General features: G+C 47.9%; 16 protein-coding genes, 3 tRNA genes, 3 rRNA genes and 1 other RNA gene. 18 read left to right on the plus strand and 5 right to left on the minus strand.

What is annotated here, in order from left to right:
* Window position 1 precedes the first annotated feature (1 nt).
* Window positions 2-1,147, minus strand: a complete 1,146-nt coding sequence (locus NYE62_RS00095; protein ID WP_144665079.1) for a glycerate kinase — start codon at window positions 1,145-1,147, stop codon at window positions 2-4.
* A 215-nt stretch (window positions 1,148-1,362) separates the two neighbouring features.
* On the opposite strand from NYE62_RS00095, the gene NYE62_RS00100 reads away from it, so the two are divergent.
* Window positions 1,363-1,455 (plus strand) — tRNA-Ser (locus NYE62_RS00100).
* 130 nt (window positions 1,456-1,585) lie between these two features.
* On the opposite strand, the gene dck is transcribed toward NYE62_RS00100, so the two are convergent.
* The 4 genes from dck to NYE62_RS00120 all read right to left on the minus strand — a co-directional run bounded on the left by dck (window position 1,586) and on the right by NYE62_RS00120 (window position 4,861).
* Window positions 1,586-2,239 carry a deoxyadenosine/deoxycytidine kinase gene (gene dck, locus NYE62_RS00105; RefSeq protein ID WP_007615132.1) on the minus strand — a complete coding sequence of 218 codons (654 nt, stop codon included), beginning with the start codon at window positions 2,237-2,239 and terminating at the stop codon, window positions 1,586-1,588.
* Window positions 2,236-2,859, minus strand: coding sequence for a deoxyguanosine kinase (gene dgk, locus NYE62_RS00110; protein WP_040238647.1), 624 nt, complete (start codon window positions 2,857-2,859; stop codon window positions 2,236-2,238). Before dgk ends, dck begins: the two co-directional genes overlap by 4 nt.
* Before the next feature lie 95 nt (window positions 2,860-2,954).
* Window positions 2,955-4,238: a glycoside hydrolase family 18 protein gene (locus NYE62_RS00115; protein ID WP_040238645.1), complete on the minus strand. Its 1,284-nt coding sequence runs from the start codon at window positions 4,236-4,238 to the stop codon at window positions 2,955-2,957.
* A 71-nt stretch (window positions 4,239-4,309) separates the two neighbouring features.
* A complete protein-coding gene (locus NYE62_RS00120; protein ID WP_076982851.1) occupies window positions 4,310-4,861 on the minus strand; it encodes an isochorismatase family cysteine hydrolase in 552 nt (183 codons plus the stop codon).
* Between the two features lie 82 nt (window positions 4,862-4,943).
* On the opposite strand from NYE62_RS00120, the gene tadA reads away from it, so the two are divergent.
* The 17 genes from tadA to tmk all read left to right on the plus strand — a co-directional run bounded on the left by tadA (window position 4,944) and on the right by tmk (window position 18,782).
* Window positions 4,944-5,426 carry a tRNA adenosine(34) deaminase TadA gene (tadA, locus tag NYE62_RS00125; RefSeq protein WP_064115756.1) on the plus strand — a complete coding sequence of 161 codons (483 nt, stop codon included), beginning with the start codon at window positions 4,944-4,946 and terminating at the stop codon, window positions 5,424-5,426.
* Window positions 5,427-5,510: 84 nt separating this feature from the next.
* Window positions 5,511-5,775: signal recognition particle sRNA large type (gene ffs, locus NYE62_RS00130), an RNA gene on the plus strand.
* Window positions 5,776-5,908: 133 nt separating this feature from the next.
* A complete protein-coding gene (gene dnaX, locus NYE62_RS00135; RefSeq protein WP_032868302.1) occupies window positions 5,909-7,600 on the plus strand; it encodes a DNA polymerase III subunit gamma/tau in 1,692 nt (563 codons plus the stop codon).
* 24 nt (window positions 7,601-7,624) lie between these two features.
* Complete coding sequence (locus NYE62_RS00140) at window positions 7,625-7,948, plus strand: YbaB/EbfC family nucleoid-associated protein (protein ID WP_003150700.1); 324 nt, start codon at window positions 7,625-7,627, stop codon at window positions 7,946-7,948.
* A gap of 14 nt (window positions 7,949-7,962) precedes the next feature.
* Entirely contained in the window at window positions 7,963-8,559 is a 597-nt protein-coding gene (gene recR / locus NYE62_RS00145; RefSeq protein WP_007615147.1) for a recombination protein RecR, read from the plus strand.
* An 18-nt stretch (window positions 8,560-8,577) separates the two neighbouring features.
* Window positions 8,578-8,802, plus strand: a complete 225-nt coding sequence (locus NYE62_RS00150; RefSeq protein WP_007408755.1) for a YaaL family protein — start codon at window positions 8,578-8,580, stop codon at window positions 8,800-8,802.
* 60 nt (window positions 8,803-8,862) lie between these two features.
* Window positions 8,863-9,126, plus strand: coding sequence for a pro-sigmaK processing inhibitor BofA family protein (locus NYE62_RS00155; RefSeq protein ID WP_003150686.1), 264 nt, complete (start codon window positions 8,863-8,865; stop codon window positions 9,124-9,126).
* Between the two features lie 248 nt (window positions 9,127-9,374).
* Window positions 9,375-10,924: ribosomal RNA gene (locus NYE62_RS00160) — 16S ribosomal RNA — on the plus strand.
* A 100-nt stretch (window positions 10,925-11,024) separates the two neighbouring features.
* Window positions 11,025-11,101: transfer RNA gene (locus NYE62_RS00165), tRNA-Ile, on the plus strand.
* A gap of 14 nt (window positions 11,102-11,115) precedes the next feature.
* Window positions 11,116-11,191 (plus strand) — tRNA-Ala (locus tag NYE62_RS00170).
* An 82-nt stretch (window positions 11,192-11,273) separates the two neighbouring features.
* A 23S ribosomal RNA gene (locus NYE62_RS00175) occupies window positions 11,274-14,203 on the plus strand.
* Between the two features lie 50 nt (window positions 14,204-14,253).
* Window positions 14,254-14,369, plus strand: a 5S ribosomal RNA gene (gene rrf, locus NYE62_RS00180).
* The 16S, 23S and 5S rRNA genes sit together here with 2 tRNA genes alongside, the layout of an rRNA operon.
* Window positions 14,370-14,543: 174 nt before the next feature.
* Window positions 14,544-14,738, plus strand: a complete 195-nt coding sequence (locus tag NYE62_RS00185; protein WP_007409914.1) for a sigma factor G inhibitor Gin — start codon at window positions 14,544-14,546, stop codon at window positions 14,736-14,738.
* A gap of 149 nt (window positions 14,739-14,887) precedes the next feature.
* Window positions 14,888-15,502 (plus strand): 5-bromo-4-chloroindolyl phosphate hydrolysis family protein, encoded by a 615-nt coding sequence (locus tag NYE62_RS00190; RefSeq protein ID WP_060675324.1) that lies wholly within the window; start codon window positions 14,888-14,890, stop codon window positions 15,500-15,502.
* Window positions 15,503-15,517: 15 nt separating this feature from the next.
* Window positions 15,518-16,636 (plus strand): toxic anion resistance protein, encoded by a 1,119-nt coding sequence (locus tag NYE62_RS00195; RefSeq protein ID WP_342497177.1) that lies wholly within the window; start codon window positions 15,518-15,520, stop codon window positions 16,634-16,636.
* 77 nt (window positions 16,637-16,713) lie between these two features.
* A complete protein-coding gene (locus NYE62_RS00200; RefSeq protein ID WP_144665026.1) occupies window positions 16,714-18,147 on the plus strand; it encodes an aminotransferase class I/II-fold pyridoxal phosphate-dependent enzyme in 1,434 nt (477 codons plus the stop codon).
* Window positions 18,144-18,782, plus strand: coding sequence for a dTMP kinase (tmk, locus tag NYE62_RS00205; RefSeq protein WP_007409918.1), 639 nt, complete (start codon window positions 18,144-18,146; stop codon window positions 18,780-18,782). Before NYE62_RS00200 ends, tmk begins: the two co-directional genes overlap by 4 nt.
* Window positions 18,783-18,786 lie beyond the last annotated feature (4 nt).

Below are 18,786 nucleotides of genomic sequence, written 5' to 3' on the forward strand. Positions count from 1 at the left end.
CCTAGAGGCGCGCCTTTTTTGCTGCCCGGTATAGAGCGGCGGCATTCCGGGCTGTGCTTTCAAGGTTAAAACGGCCGGATGCTAAGGCGTCTTCAAGACTTACAGCGCCGGGCACGATAGAAAATACAGCTGTTATTCCTGCGCTGTAAACATGCTCGAAATTTTTGCCTAAGGAGCCCGCCAATGCGATAACGGGAATTTCTTGAGCGGCTGCGCGTGCGGCGATCCCGGCGGGGGTTTTGCCGAATATCGTTTGTCCGTCTATCTGCCCCTCTCCGGTAATGACAAGGTCAGCGCCCCTTATCTGATCTGAGAAGGACAGTGTATCTAATACAACGTCAATCCCGCTTTGAAGTTCTGCCTGTAAGAAAGCGATCAGTCCGGCGCCGAGTCCCCCTGCGGCGCCCGCGCCTTTTACGGTATCCGCTTCGATATCGTGCTGACGTCTCAATACGTCAGCGAAATGGCGTAAGTTGCGATCCAATACAACTTTAGTCTTCTCGGATGCCCCTTTTTGCGTGCCGAAGACATATGAAGCGCCGTTTTCACCAGTCAGGGGATTTTCGACATCACATGCGGCACGGATACGAATATGTTTCAGATCAGGGGAGAGGCCGCTTATATCAATAGAAGCCAGGGTGTGCAGCGAGCCTCCGCCGTCAGGTATCTCCTGACCTTCCTCATTTAAGAAACGCACACCGAGCGCGCTCGCCATTCCGGTCCCGCCGTCATTGGTTGCGCTCCCGCCAAGCCCGATGATGATCTCACCCGCCCCGCGGGAAGCTGCATCTGCTATCAGTTCACCAGTTCCTCTTGTTGTTGTGTTCAACGGATCTCTGAGATGGCGGGGAACGAGATGGAGTCCCGATGCTTCCGCCATTTCAATGACTGCCGTGCGTCCGTCTCCCAGAAGTCCATATGCGGCGTTTACCGGCGTTCCCAGCGGACCGGTCACAGTTTTTTTGATGATGCTTCCGCCAGTGGCATCCGTCAAAGCCTGAACGGTTCCTTCTCCGCCGTCGGCCGCAGGTATCTTGAAATATTCCGCGTCAGGGAAGACCGCTTTGAATCCTTTTTCTATGCTGTCAGCGACTTCTTTTGATGTCATGCTTTCTTTGAAAGAATCCGGTGCAATGATGATTTTCATTATGTTCTCCACCTTTATGAGCAGGTATCTGTTTGAATCTATTCTTGATTTTTCTGTGTTTTCCTGCCCGTATGGCATACTGAGGTTGAATTGGACGCAAGACTTTTGTATGATAGTAAAGCTGACGGACAAGCCGTTTAAGAAATGAAATAAAAAAAATGAAAAAGCGCTTGACTGAAATTTAGGTCATGTGGTATATTATTAAATGTCGATACGGAGGAATACCCAAGTCTGGCTGAAGGGATCGGTCTTGAAAACCGACAGGGGTGTCAAAGCCCGCGGGGGTTCGAATCCCTCTTCCTCCGCCATATTGATTTTAAACCTAATGAAACTCGAGCATATATTGGAGATTGTTTTGTCCGCTGCATGTGATGCAGCGGATTTTTTATATGCAAAAAAAGCGATTTTCTCTGTTCGGGGAAAATCGCTTTGTTATTTTTATTTATTTCTGTTTTCGTTGATCACGTGACTGATTTTTTCGATCAAAGGTTCCAGTGACTGTTCATCAGCTTCAAGGTCATAATCTTCAATGCGTACTTTCAGCACAGGGCAGGCGTTAAAACCGCTGATCCAGTCTTCGTACCGTGTATACATCTCTTCCCAATAGGATCGGTTTGTCTGCAGCTCCATCTCGCGGCCCCGCTTTTCAATCCGGTTTATAATGTTTTCAAGGTCGCCTTCTAAATAGATCAAAACATCAGGATGCGGGAAGTACGGCGTCATGACCATCGCCTCAAATAGACTTGTGTATGTTGTGTAATCTGTCAGCGACATGGTTCCTTTATCGGCATGCATTTTTGCGAATATGCCTGTATCTTCATAAATCGAACGGTCCTGCACGAATCCGCCGCCTGATTCAAACATGTTTTTCTGCTCTTTGAACCGCTCAGCCAGAAAATAAATTTGCAAATGGAAGCTCCAGCGTTCAAAATCGTGATAAAACTTCTCTAAATAAGGGTTTTCATCCACTTCCTCGAGTGAGGTATGAAACCCGAGCCGTTTTGCTAAAGCTTTGGTCAAAGTCGATTTTCCGACTCCTACCGTTCCAGCTACTGTGATAATGGCGTTGTTTGGAATATGAATGTCTTTCATTTAATAAGCTCCTTTACCTGACGGGCAATTCTTTCATAGTCTGTCTTATTCAAAACAAAGTCTTCGGTATCACCGTCAATGGTCAGTACAGATAGATCCGGATCTTCTTCCTGAAGCTGTCTGATGGCTGTGTCATAATCTGCAATGAGACGTTCCAGATATTGATGCTCGATATTTTTCTCAAACGGGCGCCCGCGTTTTTCAATGCGTTGAAGCAATGTCGGCAGGCTTGCCTTTATGTATACAATGATATTCGGTTTCGGCAGGTCGTGAGTGAGCAGATGATAAATCTGCTTATACTTCTCAAGCTTTTGGCCGTGCAATGTACGCTCTGCGAAAATAACATTTTTATAAATATGATAATCGGACAAAACGGGCTGTCCTTGTTTTAAATAATCTCGATCGGTGTCTTCAAGCTGTTTATACCTGTGACATAGAAAAAACATTTCAAGCTGGAAACTCCACTCCTCGATATTGTCATAAAACTTATCGAGATAAGGGTTGTCTTCCACAATCTCATTAATCATAGGAAAACCGAGCTCTTCAGAAAGCATCGTAGCGAGTGTCGTTTTTCCTGCCCCGATAGGACCTTCTACCGCGATAAAAGGGGCTCTGTTCATTGAAAATCCTCCTTAATTCTGCAAACATCCGTCAGCTGCCGGCCTTTATATTGTATCACACTCTCAGAAAAGCCCATGAAAAAAGACGCTTCCAATTAACGAAACGTCTCTTTCACAATATGAAATTGATCGCCGAGCAAAAGCCAGTTTTGCGGGAAGGAGAGGCCGAGTTTCCAATAGCTGATTCCTCTTAAATGAAGTTCTTTAATTAAATTGAATTTCGCTTGAATGGATCGTGCGTCTTCAAACCATACTTCATGCCGTCTCTGATTTTCATCCGTGTAACGAAAGAATGGAGCCTGGGCGGTTTCGTCATATTGAATGTCGACTTTATGGCGTGCTGCCAGAGCGATTGCCTGCTGAGGACTGACGGCTTTGGCTGTCGTTCCCTGTTTAAAAGGCAGTGTCCAATCATAGCCGTACATATTCTGGCCCATGACGATTTTTGAAGAAGGCATTTCCGTCAGCGCGTACTCAATGACATTTCTTACAGGGCCGATAGGTGATACGGCCTGAGCCGGGCCTCCGCTGTACCCCCACTCATATGTCATAATTACGACAAAATCGACGATTTCTCCATGTGCCCTATAGTCATGTGCTTCGTACCATTTGCCGGCCTGGGTCGCGCTCGTTTTCGGAGCAAGCGCCGTTGAAATTTTCCAGCCTTCCCGATGAAAAATCGTCCTCGCTTCACGTAAAAAACGATTGTAGGCTTCTCTGTCCTGTGGACGTAAATATTCGAAATCAAAGTGAATATCGCGAAAGCCGTACTTTTTAGCCGTGGAGACGATTTCTTGAAAGAGTTTTGTTTTCACTGTATTGTCATTCAAGATGAGCCGCCCGAGTTCATCGCTGAATGCGTCATTTTCAAGGTTGGTGATGATCATCATCAGGGTGGTGTTGTGCCTGTCACTGATGCTTTTTAAATTGGTCAGAGGCGGTTCCTTTAAAGTCCCGTTCCGCTGCACTTGAAAACTGAATGCGCCAAGGTATGTTAAATAAGGAGAGGCCTCCCTTGCCGCCTGCTGCAGATTAGCGCTTACGCTCGTTCCCCGCGGTTCTATATATGCGTTTGATTCGATATCGGGCTTATTCGCCTGCTGCGGAATGTAAAGGCGGGTTCCGGCTCTCAATGTGGTGCCAGGCTGAATTCCGTTAACCCTCGCAAGCTCCGCGGCCGATATATGGAAACGGCCGGCGATTGCCGCAAGAGTATCACCTTGTTTCACTTCGTAATATTGACCCTCAATCGGGATGACAAGGGTTTGTCCGACAACCAATGTATTTGGATTAGGCAGTTTATTTGCTTCCGCAATGACATTTGCGGCAGTCCGGTAGCGCGCCGCAATAGCGGAAAGCGTGTCGCCCCGTTTCACTATATAGATCTGAATGAAAAACGCCTCCTTTCATATCCGCTATCAAATATATGAAAAAAGGAGGCTGATCATGTTTATTTTTCGGCGGTAATTTGTTTTTCCGTGGTTATTTCTGCGAAGAGAACATTCTCCATCATGGTCAAAGCGAAATCATTGTCTTCGTCGTTATTGGAAGCGGTGCAGTCTTTCGGAATGGCAATGCTGTATTCTCTCATATAGGCGTCGTTGGCCGTGAACAGCACACAAATGTTCCCGGCAATCCCCGTGATGACTAATCGGTTCACTTGTAATTCGGTCAGAAGGGTGTGAAGCGCAGTTTCGTAAAAAGCGGAATGCTTCGGTTTAATGAGAAAATAATCATCCGGCTGAGGCGAAATATCTTTTATAATGGGGGCGCTTCTGTCGTTGCTGCATTCCTCCCTGATGGCATCAATATCAGCCTTCCAGAGCCCGTAATGATCATTAATATAAATAATCGGCCAGTTGCTTTGTTTTGCATGCTTCTTTAATGATAAAATACGGGGGACAATTTGTTTGGTTTTTTCAGCAAGACGTTCGCCCATATCAAATTGAAAATTGTTAATCATATCGACAATCAGGAGGGCTGTGTTGTTAGGTTCAGACAATACCGGCAACTCCTTTCTGCTGGGGTATTCCTATTTTAACCTTTATGAGACATGAAAAAACTTAAGAAGAGAGCTCGAACCTATGAATGATGAATATTATATGAGAGAAGCCATAAAAGAAGCGAAGAAAGCCGAAGCGAAAGGTGAAGTGCCGATCGGAGCAGTTCTTGTTCTGCACGATGAGATCGTGGCGCGGGCGCATAATCTGCGGGAGACTGAACAGAGGTCGCTTGCCCACGCCGAAATGCTGGCGATAGACGAAGCGTGCCGTAAGCTGGGGACATGGAGACTTGAGGATGCCGTTCTTTATGTCACTTTGGAGCCGTGTCCGATGTGCGCGGGGGCTGTTGTGCTTTCGAGAGTCGATAAGGTCGTATTCGGCGCATTTGATCCCAAGGGGGGCTGTACAGGAACGCTGATGAACCTCTTGCAGGAAGAGCGGTTCAACCACCAAGCGGAAGTGGTGAGCGGCGTGCTCGGAGAAGAGTGCGGAGAAATGCTCAGCGCTTTTTTCAGAAAGCTGCGCCGGAAAAAGAAAGACATGAGGAAAAAGTTGTCTGAGTAGTACGGTTGCATTTTCTGCCTGAAGCAGATATACTTATGTGTGCATCATGAATGGTGCGCATATAAAAATTTGATATTTATTTTGCCGTGCTAAGCGGGGAGGTAGCGGTGCCCTGTACCCGCAATCCGCTCTAGCGGGGCCGAATCCCTTCTCGAGGTTCGTTTACTGTAAGGTCTGCCTTAAGTAAGTGGCGTTGACGTCTGGGTCCTGCGCAATGGGAATTCATGAACCATGTCAGGTCCGGAAGGAAGCAGCATTAAGTGAAACCTCTCATGTGCCGCAGGGTTGCCTGGGCTGAGCTAACTGCTTAAGTAACGCTTAGGGTAGCGAATCGACAGAAGGTGCACGGTAAATCAATCATCAAATTTCAGACTCACCTGTTTATGGCAGGTGAGTTTTTTCGTATATGAAAAACGGGTTTTGGCGTTAAAAGCACGTTCATGTATAATAAACATGATGAATAACAGAGGAGGGCGCATCCTGTGGGTTACCAAGCTTTATATCGAGTATTTAGGCCTCAGCAGTTTGAAGATGTGGTCGGACAGGAACACATTACGAAAACGCTGCAAAATGCCCTTTTGCAAAAGAAATTTTCTCATGCATATCTGTTTTCTGGACCTCGGGGAACGGGAAAAACCAGTGCAGCTAAAATATTTGCGAAAGCAGTCAACTGTGAGCACGCCCCCGTAGAAGAACCGTGCAATGAATGTGCGGCGTGCAAGGGGATCACAAACGGCTCTATATCAGATGTGATTGAAATAGATGCGGCGTCGAATAACGGCGTAGACGAAATCCGCGACATCCGTGACAAAGTAAAATTCGCCCCGTCGGCCGTCACCTACAAAGTATATATTATAGATGAGGTGCATATGCTCTCTATCGGCGCATTTAATGCGCTTCTGAAAACGCTGGAAGAACCGCCGGCACATTGCATTTTCATATTAGCTACGACTGAGCCTCATAAGATTCCTTTAACCATTATCTCCAGATGTCAGCGTTTTGACTTCAAACGGATTACATCCAAAGCAATTGTCGGACGAATGAAGACAATCGTCGATGCAGAGCAGCTGAAGGTGGAAGAAGGAGCCCTTGATATCATAGCGAGTGCTGCGGACGGAGGAATGAGGGACGCGCTGAGCCTGCTCGATCAAGCCGTATCATTCAGCGGCGAGGAGCTGTCGGTGGATGACGCATTGCTCATTACCGGAGCCGTTTCTCAGCACTATATTGGAAAACTGGCATCTGCTCTTCACCGCAAACAGGTTTCCGAGGCATTGGAAACACTGAATGAATTGCTCCAGCAGGGGAAAGATGCGGCCAAACTGATTGAAGATATGATTTTCTATTTCAGGGATATGCTCTTGTACCAGGCCGCTCCCGGTTTAGAAGGAGTCCTGGAGAAGGTGAAGGTCGATGAAACGTTTCGGAGCCTGAGCGGTGACATACCGGCCCCCGCTTTATATGAGATGATTGATATCCTGAATAAAAGCCATCAGGAAATGAAGTGGACGAACCACCCAAGAATCTTTTTTGAAGTGGCTGTCGTGAAAATATGCCAGACGGCACAGCAATCCGCCGGAGACATCCCTGAGGTCGGCATGCTGATGAATAAGATTCAGCAGCTTGAGCAGGAAGTAGAAAGGCTGAAAACCTCCGGTGTGAAGGTTCAGATGGAAAGCGCTCCGAAAGAAGCTCCGCGTCCTCAAAAAGGCGGAAAAAGCCATTACAAAGCTCCGGTCGGAAGAATTCATGAGATATTGAAGGAAGCCACAAGACCTGAACTTGAACAGCTTAAAAGCAGCTGGGGCAAGCTGCTGGCACACCTGAAACAGCAGAATAAGGTGTCTCATGCGGCTCTGTTGAATGACAGTGAACCGGTGGCTGCTGCTCAAAAGGCATTTGTACTTAAATTTAAATACGAAATCCATTGTAAAATGGTTGCAGAAGACAATAACGGAGTCCGTACGAATCTTGAACAGATTCTCGAATCAATGCTCGGGAAAAGAATGGATTTGATTGGCGTTCCGGAAGCACAATGGGGTAAAATAAGAGAAGAATTTTTAAATGATCACCAGCAGGAAAGTGAAGGATCAAACGAACCGGCTGAAGAAGATCCGCTGATTGCAGAGGCGAAAAAACTTGTCGGAGCGGATTTAATCGAAATAAAAGACTAATAAGATGAAAGAGAGTGATTGAATATGCGTGGCGGAATGGGAAACATGCAAAAAATGATGAAACAAATGCAAAAAATGCAAAAGGATATGGCGAAGGCTCAGGAGGAGCTTGCTGAAAAAGTGCTTGAAGGCACAGCGGGCGGCGGAATGGTGACTGTAAAAGTCAACGGCCAAAAAGAAGTTGTAGACGTTGCCATTAAAGAAGAAGTCGTTGATCCGGAAGATATCGAAATGCTTCAGGACCTGGTTCTTGCTGCGACAAACGACGCCCTCAAAAAAGTGGATGACATGACGAATGAGACAATGGGACAATTTACAAAAGGAATGAACATACCGGGTTTATTCTAGGGGGATAAATAAACATGCAGTATCCTGAACCAATATCAAAGCTGATTGACAGCTTTATGAAATTGCCAGGGATCGGACCGAAAACAGCGGTTCGTCTGGCTTTTTTTGTTCTAGGTATGAAAGAAGACGTGGTATTAGATTTCGCGAAAGCATTAGTAAATGCGAAGCGCAACCTGACATATTGTTCGATTTGCGGACATATTACAGATCAGGACCCTTGTTATATATGTGAGGACACAAGAAGGGATAAGTCTGTTATTTGTGTCGTGCAAGACCCTAAGGATGTGATCGCAATGGAGAAAATGAAGGAATATAACGGCCAGTATCATGTTCTTCACGGCGCGATTTCACCAATGGACGGCATCGGCCCGGAGGATATTAAGATTCCGGAGCTGCTGAAACGTCTTCAGGATGATCAAGTGACAGAAGTTATTCTCGCAACCAACCCTAATATTGAAGGGGAAGCAACAGCGATGTATATATCAAGGCTGTTAAAGCCCTCAGGCATCAAGCTCTCCCGTATTGCCCACGGTCTGCCCGTCGGCGGTGATTTGGAATATGCTGATGAGGTCACTCTTTCAAAAGCTCTTGAAGGAAGACGTGAATTGTAAGGGAGGAAAAGGCAAGGCATGGGTTTTCTTCGCAGAAATACATTAAGAAAAGAGTTTGATGAGAAGCTGATAGAACAGCTCTTTAAACAAAAAGAAGAATGGAACAGACAGAAGAGTCTGGTCGAGAAAAGTCTCGAGCCCTCCGCTGAGGTGTTGTTTGAGCTGAAAGTCGCTGAATCTAAATACTTTTTCTATTTGAAAGAAGCGAAGCAGCGGAATTTGAAAATGAGCAGATGGAAGTAAGAGGTCTATTCTCCGGGATCTTCTCATAAGCTTGTACTAAACAAGCGAGGGGGAAGATTCATGGAGCCTTTTTTCATTATCGGTTTGATTGTCGGTCTGGTTGCTTTGCTTTTTTTATGGGGAGTATCTTCAAAACCGCTAAGATGGATTGGTGTGACCGCCATTAAATTTATTGCCGGCGCGATTCTGCTGGTGGGTGTGAACCTGTTCGGGGGCAGTCTCGGTATTCATATCCCTGTTAACCTGATTACAACGGGCATCAGCGGGATTCTGGGGATTCCCGGCATCGCGGCTTTGATAGTCATTAAACGCTTCATCATTTAATTTGTCGATTATTGTTGACATGTTGGATCAAGGGTGGTATTCTAATATACGTCGCTGATGACGAAACGAATTCTTAAAAAAGAAATTTCAAAAAGTTATTGACGACATTGAAGTTGATATGTTACAATAATTAAGTCGCTTCAAGAGTGATGGACAAAGTTCTTTGAAAACTAAACAAGACAAAACGTACCTGTTAATTCAAAGTTTTAAATAAATCGCACAGCGATGTGCGTAGTCAGTCAAACACTTTATCGGAGAGTTTGATCCTGGCTCAGGACGAACGCTGGCGGCGTGCCTAATACATGCAAGTCGAGCGGACAGATGGGAGCTTGCTCCCTGATGTTAGCGGCGGACGGGTGAGTAACACGTGGGTAACCTGCCTGTAAGACTGGGATAACTCCGGGAAACCGGGGCTAATACCGGATGGTTGTTTGAACCGCATGGTTCAGACATAAAAGGTGGCTTCGGCTACCACTTACAGATGGACCCGCGGCGCATTAGCTAGTTGGTGAGGTAACGGCTCACCAAGGCGACGATGCGTAGCCGACCTGAGAGGGTGATCGGCCACACTGGGACTGAGACACGGCCCAGACTCCTACGGGAGGCAGCAGTAGGGAATCTTCCGCAATGGACGAAAGTCTGACGGAGCAACGCCGCGTGAGTGATGAAGGTTTTCGGATCGTAAAGCTCTGTTGTTAGGGAAGAACAAGTGCCGTTCAAATAGGGCGGCACCTTGACGGTACCTAACCAGAAAGCCACGGCTAACTACGTGCCAGCAGCCGCGGTAATACGTAGGTGGCAAGCGTTGTCCGGAATTATTGGGCGTAAAGGGCTCGCAGGCGGTTTCTTAAGTCTGATGTGAAAGCCCCCGGCTCAACCGGGGAGGGTCATTGGAAACTGGGGAACTTGAGTGCAGAAGAGGAGAGTGGAATTCCACGTGTAGCGGTGAAATGCGTAGAGATGTGGAGGAACACCAGTGGCGAAGGCGACTCTCTGGTCTGTAACTGACGCTGAGGAGCGAAAGCGTGGGGAGCGAACAGGATTAGATACCCTGGTAGTCCACGCCGTAAACGATGAGTGCTAAGTGTTAGGGGGTTTCCGCCCCTTAGTGCTGCAGCTAACGCATTAAGCACTCCGCCTGGGGAGTACGGTCGCAAGACTGAAACTCAAAGGAATTGACGGGGGCCCGCACAAGCGGTGGAGCATGTGGTTTAATTCGAAGCAACGCGAAGAACCTTACCAGGTCTTGACATCCTCTGACAATCCTAGAGATAGGACGTCCCCTTCGGGGGCAGAGTGACAGGTGGTGCATGGTTGTCGTCAGCTCGTGTCGTGAGATGTTGGGTTAAGTCCCGCAACGAGCGCAACCCTTGATCTTAGTTGCCAGCATTCAGTTGGGCACTCTAAGGTGACTGCCGGTGACAAACCGGAGGAAGGTGGGGATGACGTCAAATCATCATGCCCCTTATGACCTGGGCTACACACGTGCTACAATGGGCAGAACAAAGGGCAGCGAAACCGCGAGGTTAAGCCAATCCCACAAATCTGTTCTCAGTTCGGATCGCAGTCTGCAACTCGACTGCGTGAAGCTGGAATCGCTAGTAATCGCGGATCAGCATGCCGCGGTGAATACGTTCCCGGGCCTTGTACACACCGCCCGTCACACCACGAGAGTTTGTAACACCCGAAGTCGGTGAGGTAACCTTTATGGAGCCAGCCGCCGAAGGTGGGACAGATGATTGGGGTGAAGTCGTAACAAGGTAGCCGTATCGGAAGGTGCGGCTGGATCACCTCCTTTCTAAGGATTTTAACGGAATATAAGACCTTGGGTCTTATAAACAGAACGTTCCCTGTCTTGTTTAGTTTTGAAGGAACTTTGATTCTTTCATATGGTAGATGGGCCTGTAGCTCAGCTGGTTAGAGCGCACGCCTGATAAGCGTGAGGTCGGTGGTTCGAGTCCACTCAGGCCCACCATCTTTACCCAATACGGGGCCTTAGCTCAGCTGGGAGAGCGCCTGCTTTGCACGCAGGAGGTCAGCGGTTCGATCCCGCTAGGCTCCACCAAGGTGTTCTTTGAAAACTAGATAACAGAAGTAATTCACATTCAATTAGTAATGCAAGATATCACGTAGTGATTCTTTTTAACGGTTAAGTTAGAAAGGGCGCACGGTGGATGCCTTGGCACTAGGAGCCGATGAAGGACGGGACGAACACCGATATGCTTCGGGGAGCTGTAAGCAAGCTTTGATCCGGAGATTTCCGAATGGGGAAACCCACCACTCGTAATGGAGTGGTATCCATATCTGAATACATAGGATATGAGAAGGCAGACCCGGGGAACTGAAACATCTAAGTACCCGGAGGAAGAGAAAGCAAATGCGATTCCCTGAGTAGCGGCGAGCGAAACGGGACCAGCCCAAACCAAGAGGCTTGCCTCTTGGGGTTGTAGGACACTCTGTACGGAGTTACAAAGGAACGAGGTAGATGAAGAGGTCTGGAAAGGCCCGCCATAGGAGGTAACAGCCCTGTAGTCAAAACTTCGTTCTCTCCTGAGTGGATCCTGAGTACGGCGGAACACGTGAAATTCCGTCGGAATCCGGGAGGACCATCTCCCAAGGCTAAATACTCCCTAGTGACCGATAGTGAACCAGTACCGTGAGGGAAAGGTGAAAAGCACCCCGGAAGGGGAGTGAAAGAGATCCTGAAACCGTGTGCCTACAAGTAGTCAGAGCCCGTTAACGGGTGATGGCGTGCCTTTTGTAGAATGAACCGGCGAGTTACGATCCCGTGCAAGGTTAAGCAGAAGATGCGGAGCCGCAGCGAAAGCGAGTCTGAATAGGGCGAATTGAGTACGTGGTCGTAGACCCGAAACCAGGTGATCTACCCATGTCCAGGGTGAAGTTCAGGTAACACTGAATGGAGGCCCGAACCCACGCACGTTGAAAAGTGCGGGGATGAGGTGTGGGTAGGGGTGAAATGCCAATCGAACCTGGAGATAGCTGGTTCTCTCCGAAATAGCTTTAGGGCTAGCCTCAAGGTAAGAGTCTCGGAGGTAGAGCACTGATTGGACTAGGGGCCCCTACCGGGTTACCGAATTCAGTCAAACTCCGAATGCCGATGACTTATCCTTGGGAGTCAGACTGCGAGTGATAAGATCCGTAGTCGAAAGGGAAACAGCCCAGACCGCCAGCTAAGGTCCCAAAGTATACGTTAAGTGGAAAAGGATGTGGAGTTGCTTAGACAACCAGGATGTTGGCTTAGAAGCAGCCACCATTTAAAGAGTGCGTAATAGCTCACTGGTCGAGTGACTCTGCGCCGAAAATGTACCGGGGCTAAACGTATCACCGAAGCTGCGGACTGTTCTTCGAACAGTGGTAGGAGAGCGTTCTAAGGGCTGTGAAGCAAGACCGGAAGGACTTGTGGAGCGCTTAGAAGTGAGAATGCCGGTATGAGTAGCGAAAGAGGGGTGAGAATCCCCTCCACCGAATGCCTAAGGTTTCCTGAGGAAGGCTCGTCCGCTCAGGGTTAGTCGGGACCTAAGCCGAGGCCGAAAGGCGTAGGCGATGGATAACAGGTTGATATTCCTGTACCACCTCCTCACCATTTGAGCAATGGGGGGACGCAGGAGGATAGGGTAAGCGCGGTATTGGATATCCGCGTCCAAGCAGTTAGGCTGGGAAATAGGCAAATCCGTTTCCCGTGAAGGCTGAGCTGTGATGGCGAGCGAATTATAGTAGCGAAGTTCCTGATTCCACACTGCCAAGAAAAGCCTCTAGCGAGGTGAGAGGTGCCCGTACCGCAAACCGACACAGGTAGGCGAGGAGAGAATCCTAAGGTGATCGAGAGAACTCTCGTTAAGGAACTCGGCAAAATGACCCCGTAACTTCGGGAGAAGGGGTGCTCTGTTAGGGTGCAAGCCCGAGAGAGCCGCAGTGAATAGGCCCAGGCGACTGTTTAGCAAAAACACAGGTCTCTGCGAAGCCGTAAGGCGAAGTATAGGGGCTGACGCCTGCCCGGTGCTGGAAGGTTAAGAGGAGCGCTTAGCGTAAGCGAAGGTGCGAATTGAAGCCCCAGTAAACGGCGGCCGTAACTATAACGGTCCTAAGGTAGCGAAATTCCTTGTCGGGTAAGTTCCGACCCGCACGAAAGGCGCAACGATCTGGGCACTGTCTCAACGAGAGACTCGGTGAAATTATAGTACCTGTGAAGATGCAGGTTACCCGCGACAGGACGGAAAGACCCCGTGGAGCTTTACTGCAGCCTGATATTGAATGTTGGTACAGCTTGTACAGGATAGGTAGGAGCCTTGGAAACCGGAGCGCCAGCTTCGGTGGAGGCATCGGTGGGATACTACCCTGGCTGTATTGACCTTCTAACCCGCCGCCCTTATCGGGCGGGGAGACAGTGTCAGGTGGGCAGTTTGACTGGGGCGGTCGCCTCCTAAAAGGTAACGGAGGCGCCCAAAGGTTCCCTCAGAATGGTTGGAAATCATTCGCAGAGTGTAAAGGCACAAGGGAGCTTGACTGCGAGACCTACAAGTCGAGCAGGGACGAAAGTCGGGCTTAGTGATCCGGTGGTTCCGCATGGAAGGGCCATCGCTCAACGGATAAAAGCTACCCCGGGGATAACAGGCTTATCTCCCCCAAGAGTCCACATCGACGGGGAGGTTTGGCACCTCGATGTCGGCTCATCGCATCCTGGGGCTGTAGTCGGTCCCAAGGGTTGGGCTGTTCGCCCATTAAAGCGGTACGCGAGCTGGGTTCAGAACGTCGTGAGACAGTTCGGTCCCTATCCGTCGCGGGCGCAGGAAATTTGAGAGGAGCTGTCCTTAGTACGAGAGGACCGGGATGGACGCACCGCTGGTGTACCAGTTGTTCTGCCAAGGGCATCGCTGGGTAGCTATGTGCGGACGGGATAAGTGCTGAAAGCATCTAAGCATGAAGCCCCCCTCAAGATGAGATTTCCCATTCCGCAAGGAAGTAAGATCCCTGAAAGATGATCAGGTTGATAGGTCTGAGGTGGAAGTGTGGCGACACATGGAGCTGACAGATACTAATCGATCGAGGACTTAACCAATTTGAATGTATGCTTACTGTTATCTAGTTTTGAGAGAACACTCTCAATGGTTTGGTGGCGATAGCGAAGAGGTCACACCCGTTCCCATGCCGAACACGGAAGTTAAGCTCTTCAGCGCCGATGGTAGTCGGGGGTTTCCCCCTGTGAGAGTAGGACGCCGCCAAGCTATCATTACGGTAAAGGCAGCTCATTATGAGCTGCCTTTTTTGTTTTTGAATAAAAACAAAACAAACACCGAAATACGGAAACGCCCATATACTAATTGCAAACTTCAAAAAGGTCCAAATTGTGTATACAATCAACAGCTTAAGGGAAGGCTATTCATACGGAGGTGGGCAAAATGAATGAAACGTCCAGCCATGAAGAAACATGTATTGTGTGTGAAACCAAAAAAAGCAGGGGAATCCATATTTATACGAAATTTATATGTTTAGAGTGTGAGAAGAAAGTAGTTTCCACTCCGACCTCTGATCCAAATTATGAATTTTTCGTTCGTAAACTGAAAAGCCTTCATACACCGACGTTATATTCTTAACCCTGAAAAGGGTCTTTTTTTTTGCCTGAAATCAGAGGAGTTTTTACACTTTTTATAAAAGAACTGATACGATAAGAAGAGGAACTTGTTTAGACATGGAATGTAATAGATAATACTGATAAAAGTGAATAAATAGGAGTCGATCAAGTATGAAACCGTTTATTCAATATATGAAATGGACGCTTTGCGGCGGCACAGTTTTTGTATTAGCGGGGATAACCTTCTTTACGATAGGGCATCAGCCTTTTCTGTATTCGCTTTTATACGGGGCAGCCGGCGGAGCCGCTGTCAGTGCGGCCGGCCTGTGGAATGCGAAGCGTCTCTTTTTAAAAAAACACCGGCTGACAAGAAAAGAATATGCTTATATTAAGGAAAATCTTGAGGAAGCAAAGGGTAAAATCATCCGATTACGCAGGGCGCTTTTTCGCTCTAAAAGTATACAAATGCTGAAGCAGAATGCAGAGATACTGCGGATAACCCGGCGAATATATCTGCTCACAAAGCAAGAGCCGAAGCGTTTTTATCAGGCAGAGCGTTTCTATTATCAAACGCTTGATTCTGTTGTAGAACTGACGGAAAAGTATGCTCTGCTCTCCTCACAGCCGCGAAAAAATAAAGATTTATCAATGTCCTTGAGTGATACGAGGGTGACTCTAGCAGAGCTTTCCAGAAGGCTGGAAGAGGATCTTCATGAACTGATGAAGGAGGACATCGACGACCTGCACTTTGAATTAGATGTGGCAAAGCATTCACTGAGAAAATAAGAAAGGAAGAAGGAAATGGCCAAAGACCGCTCCGACGACAGCATGGGCGCCCAAAATGACCAGACCCCTCTAAAGCTTGCAGATACGCTGCCGGAAGAAAAAAGAGAAGCGGCACTTCGGCTCGCTGAAAAACTGGACCCTGAGAACATGCAAAGCATTGTACTGTTTGGTTCACAGGCGCAGGCGAATCTTCTGGAATTTTCCCACACGATGATAGAGCACGTTCAAAGAAAAGATGCAGGAGAGATGGGACAGATACTGGCTGATTTGATGCTGAAGCTTGACCAGGTCAACCCTGATGATCTGCAGATGAAGAACAAAGGGTTTTTCGCCAGGCTGTTTAAAAGGGTGTCCGGTTCTGTACAGGAAGTGCTTTCGAAATATCAAAAGACAAGTGTGCAGATTGACCGTATCAGCAGAAGGCTGGAACATTCTAAAAATGTGCTGTTGAGTGACAATAAATTGTTAGATCAGCTGTACGCCCAAAATAAACAATACTTTTCTGATTTAACTATGTATATAGCAGCGGGGGAATTAAAATTAGATGAGCTGAAAACAAAGCTGATACCCGAAGCGGCAAGAAAAGCCGAATTACAAGAACACAATCAAATGGCCGCGCAGGAAGTGAATGATCTTCGCCAGTTTGCCGACCGTCTGGATAAGAGGGTGCATGATCTGCTGCTGAGCAGGCAGATTACGCTTCAGAGTGCGCCGCAAATCCGCCTGATTCAAAACACAAATCAGGCACTGGCAGAGAAAATTCAGTCCTCCATTGTTACGGCTATTCCTTTATGGAAGAATCAAGTCGCCATCGCGCTGACGCTTATGAGGCAGCGGAGTGCGGCAGATGTGCAGCAGAAGGCGGCGGATACGACAAATCAATTGCTGCTGAAAAACGCTGAACTTCTGAAAACAAGTACAGTCGAGACCGCGAAAGCCAATGAGCGCGGACTTGTTGAGGCAGAAACCCTCAAAAAAGTGCAGGAAAGCTTAGTCAGCACACTTGAAGAAATCATGTCTATTCAAGAAGAAGGCAGGATGAAACGCAGGCGTGCCGAGGAGGAGCTTGTTATCATGGAAGGCGATTTAAAAAAGAAGCTGCTTGATATGAGATCCGGCCGGGATAACGGCTAGATGCCAAAAAGTCTTAGCTTTAAGTTGGCTCGCAGGCACGATATAATAAGAAAGACAGGCAAAGGATTTGTTTAAAAATGGACACACCTTTATATACAGCGCTGATGAAGCATGCGCACCGAAATACGTATTCTTTTCATGTTCCGGGACATCACAATGGAGATGTCTTTTTTGATGAAGCCAAATCTGTATATCAATCTCTTTTATCTATTGATATGACTGAGATCACGGGTCTTGATGACTTGCATCACCCGACGGGGGTCATTAAGGAAGCGCAGGATTTGGTGAGCAGATTTTACGGCTCTCAGGAAAGTTTCTTTCTCGTCAATGGAACGACCGCCGGCAATCTGGCGATGATTTTAGCTGTGTGTGAACCGGGTGAACCCATTCTGATCCAGCGTAATTGTCACAAGTCTGTTTTCCATGCGGCGGCATTGGCCGGAGCCAAGCCGGTTTATTTGGCGCCGGAAATCGATGAAAACATGCATGTGCCGGCACATGTATCCCTTTCAGTCATCGAAAAAGCGCTGGCGTCATATCCGAACGCGAAAGGACTTGTTCTGACCAATCCGACTTACTACGGGCATGCTGCCGATTTGACTGCGGCAGTTAACAAAGCCCATTCATACGGCGTTCCTGTACTGGTGGATGAGGCACATGGGGCTCACTTTGTGTTAGGCCGGCCTTTCCCGCCTTCATCATTGGCTATGGGGGCAGACGCCGTTGTTCAATCGGCTCACAAAACGCTTCCGGCTATGACGATGGGGTCTTACTTTCATTTGAACAGCACCAGAATTGACAGAGATCGATTAACTTATTATGTAAGCAGTTTGCAAAGCAGCAGCCCGTCATACCCGATTATGGCATCTTTAGATACGGCGCGCGCTTATGTGCAGGATATTGCTGAAAAAGGGACACTTCCCGTTCATATGGAGCGCATTGAGAAAATCAAACGAAGGTTCGCATCAATTTCTTCTATTGAAATAATCGAGCCTTCCGGATATGGGCTGCGGGCGGACCCGTTAAAATTAATTCTTCGGTCAAAGCTCGGACATTCCGGCTATTCATTACAACGGATTTTGGAGAGTGAAGGCATTGTTGCCGAGCTGGCTGACGAGTACCAAGTATTGCTCGTACTGCCGATAGGCGGCCGGCGGATGATAGAACAGGCAACCGTAAGAAACATACAGCAGAAACTGGAGAATACACCGCCCGATAAATTGCCGGATGCCGTGAATTGGACATTTCCGTCCATTTCGACACTTGAATACCCGCAAAATGAGATGCGGAAGTTTACAAAAGAGCCTGCAGATATAAATAAGGCGGCCGGGCGCTTGCATGCGGGCAACATTATTCCTTATCCGCCGGGAATTCCGCTGATCATGGACGGAGAACGGATAACAGAAGAGATCGTACAAAAGCTTTCCCGTTTAATCGGCATGGACGCGCATATTCAAGGCTTGTTAAACGGGGAACAATTACTTGTCTATATAGAAGAGGAGAAATCATGAGCGGTTTATTTATAACATTTGAAGGTCCTGAAGGTGCAGGGAAAACGACTGTGCTTCAGGAAATGAAAGAGATTTTGTCGGCAGAGGGGCTCCCGGTGACAGCGACAAGAGAACCGGGGGGCATCGACATTGCGGAACAAATCAGAGAAGTGATCTTAAATAAAAACAATACACTGATGGATGCAAAAACGGAGGCGCTGCTTTACGCTGCGGCGAGAAGACAGCATTTAGTCGAAAAGGTGCAGCCTGCATTGAAAGAAGGCCGCATTGTGCTGTGCGATCGTTTCATCGACAGCTCGCTGGCTTATCAAGGCTATGCGAGAGGGCTCGGCATTGATGAAGTTCTTTCTATCAACCAGTTTGCAATCGGCGATACGATGCCTGATGTCACCATCTATTTTTCTATTGAGCCGGAAGAAGGGTTGAAACGGATTACGTCGAATGATTCAAGAGAGAAGAATCGTCTCGATCTTGAGGCCCTGCACTTTCATACGAAAGTACGGGAAGGATACCAAAAGGTCATGCAGCGTTTTCCGGAAAGATTCCATACAATCGACGCATCGAAAAAGAAGGAACTCGTCATTCAGGACGCACTTCAAGTGATAAATGAAGCATTGAAAAAAATTCAGTTGTGACCTG

This window comes from Bacillus sp. FSL K6-2861, from assembly GCF_038630725.1.
GTDB classification, from domain to species: domain Bacteria; phylum Bacillota; class Bacilli; order Bacillales; family Bacillaceae; genus Bacillus; species Bacillus velezensis.

Bases quoted from the DNA above. Each gene is read 5' to 3' on its own strand.
- dgk (WP_040238647.1), bottom strand. From the start codon at position 2,859: ATGAACAGAGCCCCTTTTATCGCGGTAGAAGGTCCTATCGGGGCAGGA.
- NYE62_RS00140 (WP_003150700.1), top strand. From the start codon at position 7,625: ATGCGTGGCGGAATGGGAAACATGCAAAAAATGATGAAACAAATGCAA.
- NYE62_RS00185 (WP_007409914.1), top strand. From the start codon at position 14,544: ATGAATGAAACGTCCAGCCATGAAGAAACATGTATTGTGTGTGAAACC.
- NYE62_RS00150 (WP_007408755.1), top strand. From the start codon at position 8,578: ATGGGTTTTCTTCGCAGAAATACATTAAGAAAAGAGTTTGATGAGAAG.
- tmk (WP_007409918.1), top strand. From the start codon at position 18,144: ATGAGCGGTTTATTTATAACATTTGAAGGTCCTGAAGGTGCAGGGAAA.
- NYE62_RS00155 (WP_003150686.1), top strand. From the start codon at position 8,863: ATGGAGCCTTTTTTCATTATCGGTTTGATTGTCGGTCTGGTTGCTTTG.
- recR (WP_007615147.1), top strand. From the start codon at position 7,963: ATGCAGTATCCTGAACCAATATCAAAGCTGATTGACAGCTTTATGAAA.
- NYE62_RS00095 (WP_144665079.1), bottom strand. From the start codon at position 1,147: ATGAAAATCATCATTGCACCGGATTCTTTCAAAGAAAGCATGACATCA.
- tadA (WP_064115756.1), top strand. From the start codon at position 4,944: ATGAATGATGAATATTATATGAGAGAAGCCATAAAAGAAGCGAAGAAA.
- NYE62_RS00200 (WP_144665026.1), top strand. From the start codon at position 16,714: ATGGACACACCTTTATATACAGCGCTGATGAAGCATGCGCACCGAAAT.
- dck (WP_007615132.1), bottom strand. From the start codon at position 2,239: ATGAAAGACATTCATATTCCAAACAACGCCATTATCACAGTAGCTGGA.
- NYE62_RS00190 (WP_060675324.1), top strand. From the start codon at position 14,888: ATGAAACCGTTTATTCAATATATGAAATGGACGCTTTGCGGCGGCACA.
- NYE62_RS00195 (WP_342497177.1), top strand. From the start codon at position 15,518: ATGGCCAAAGACCGCTCCGACGACAGCATGGGCGCCCAAAATGACCAG.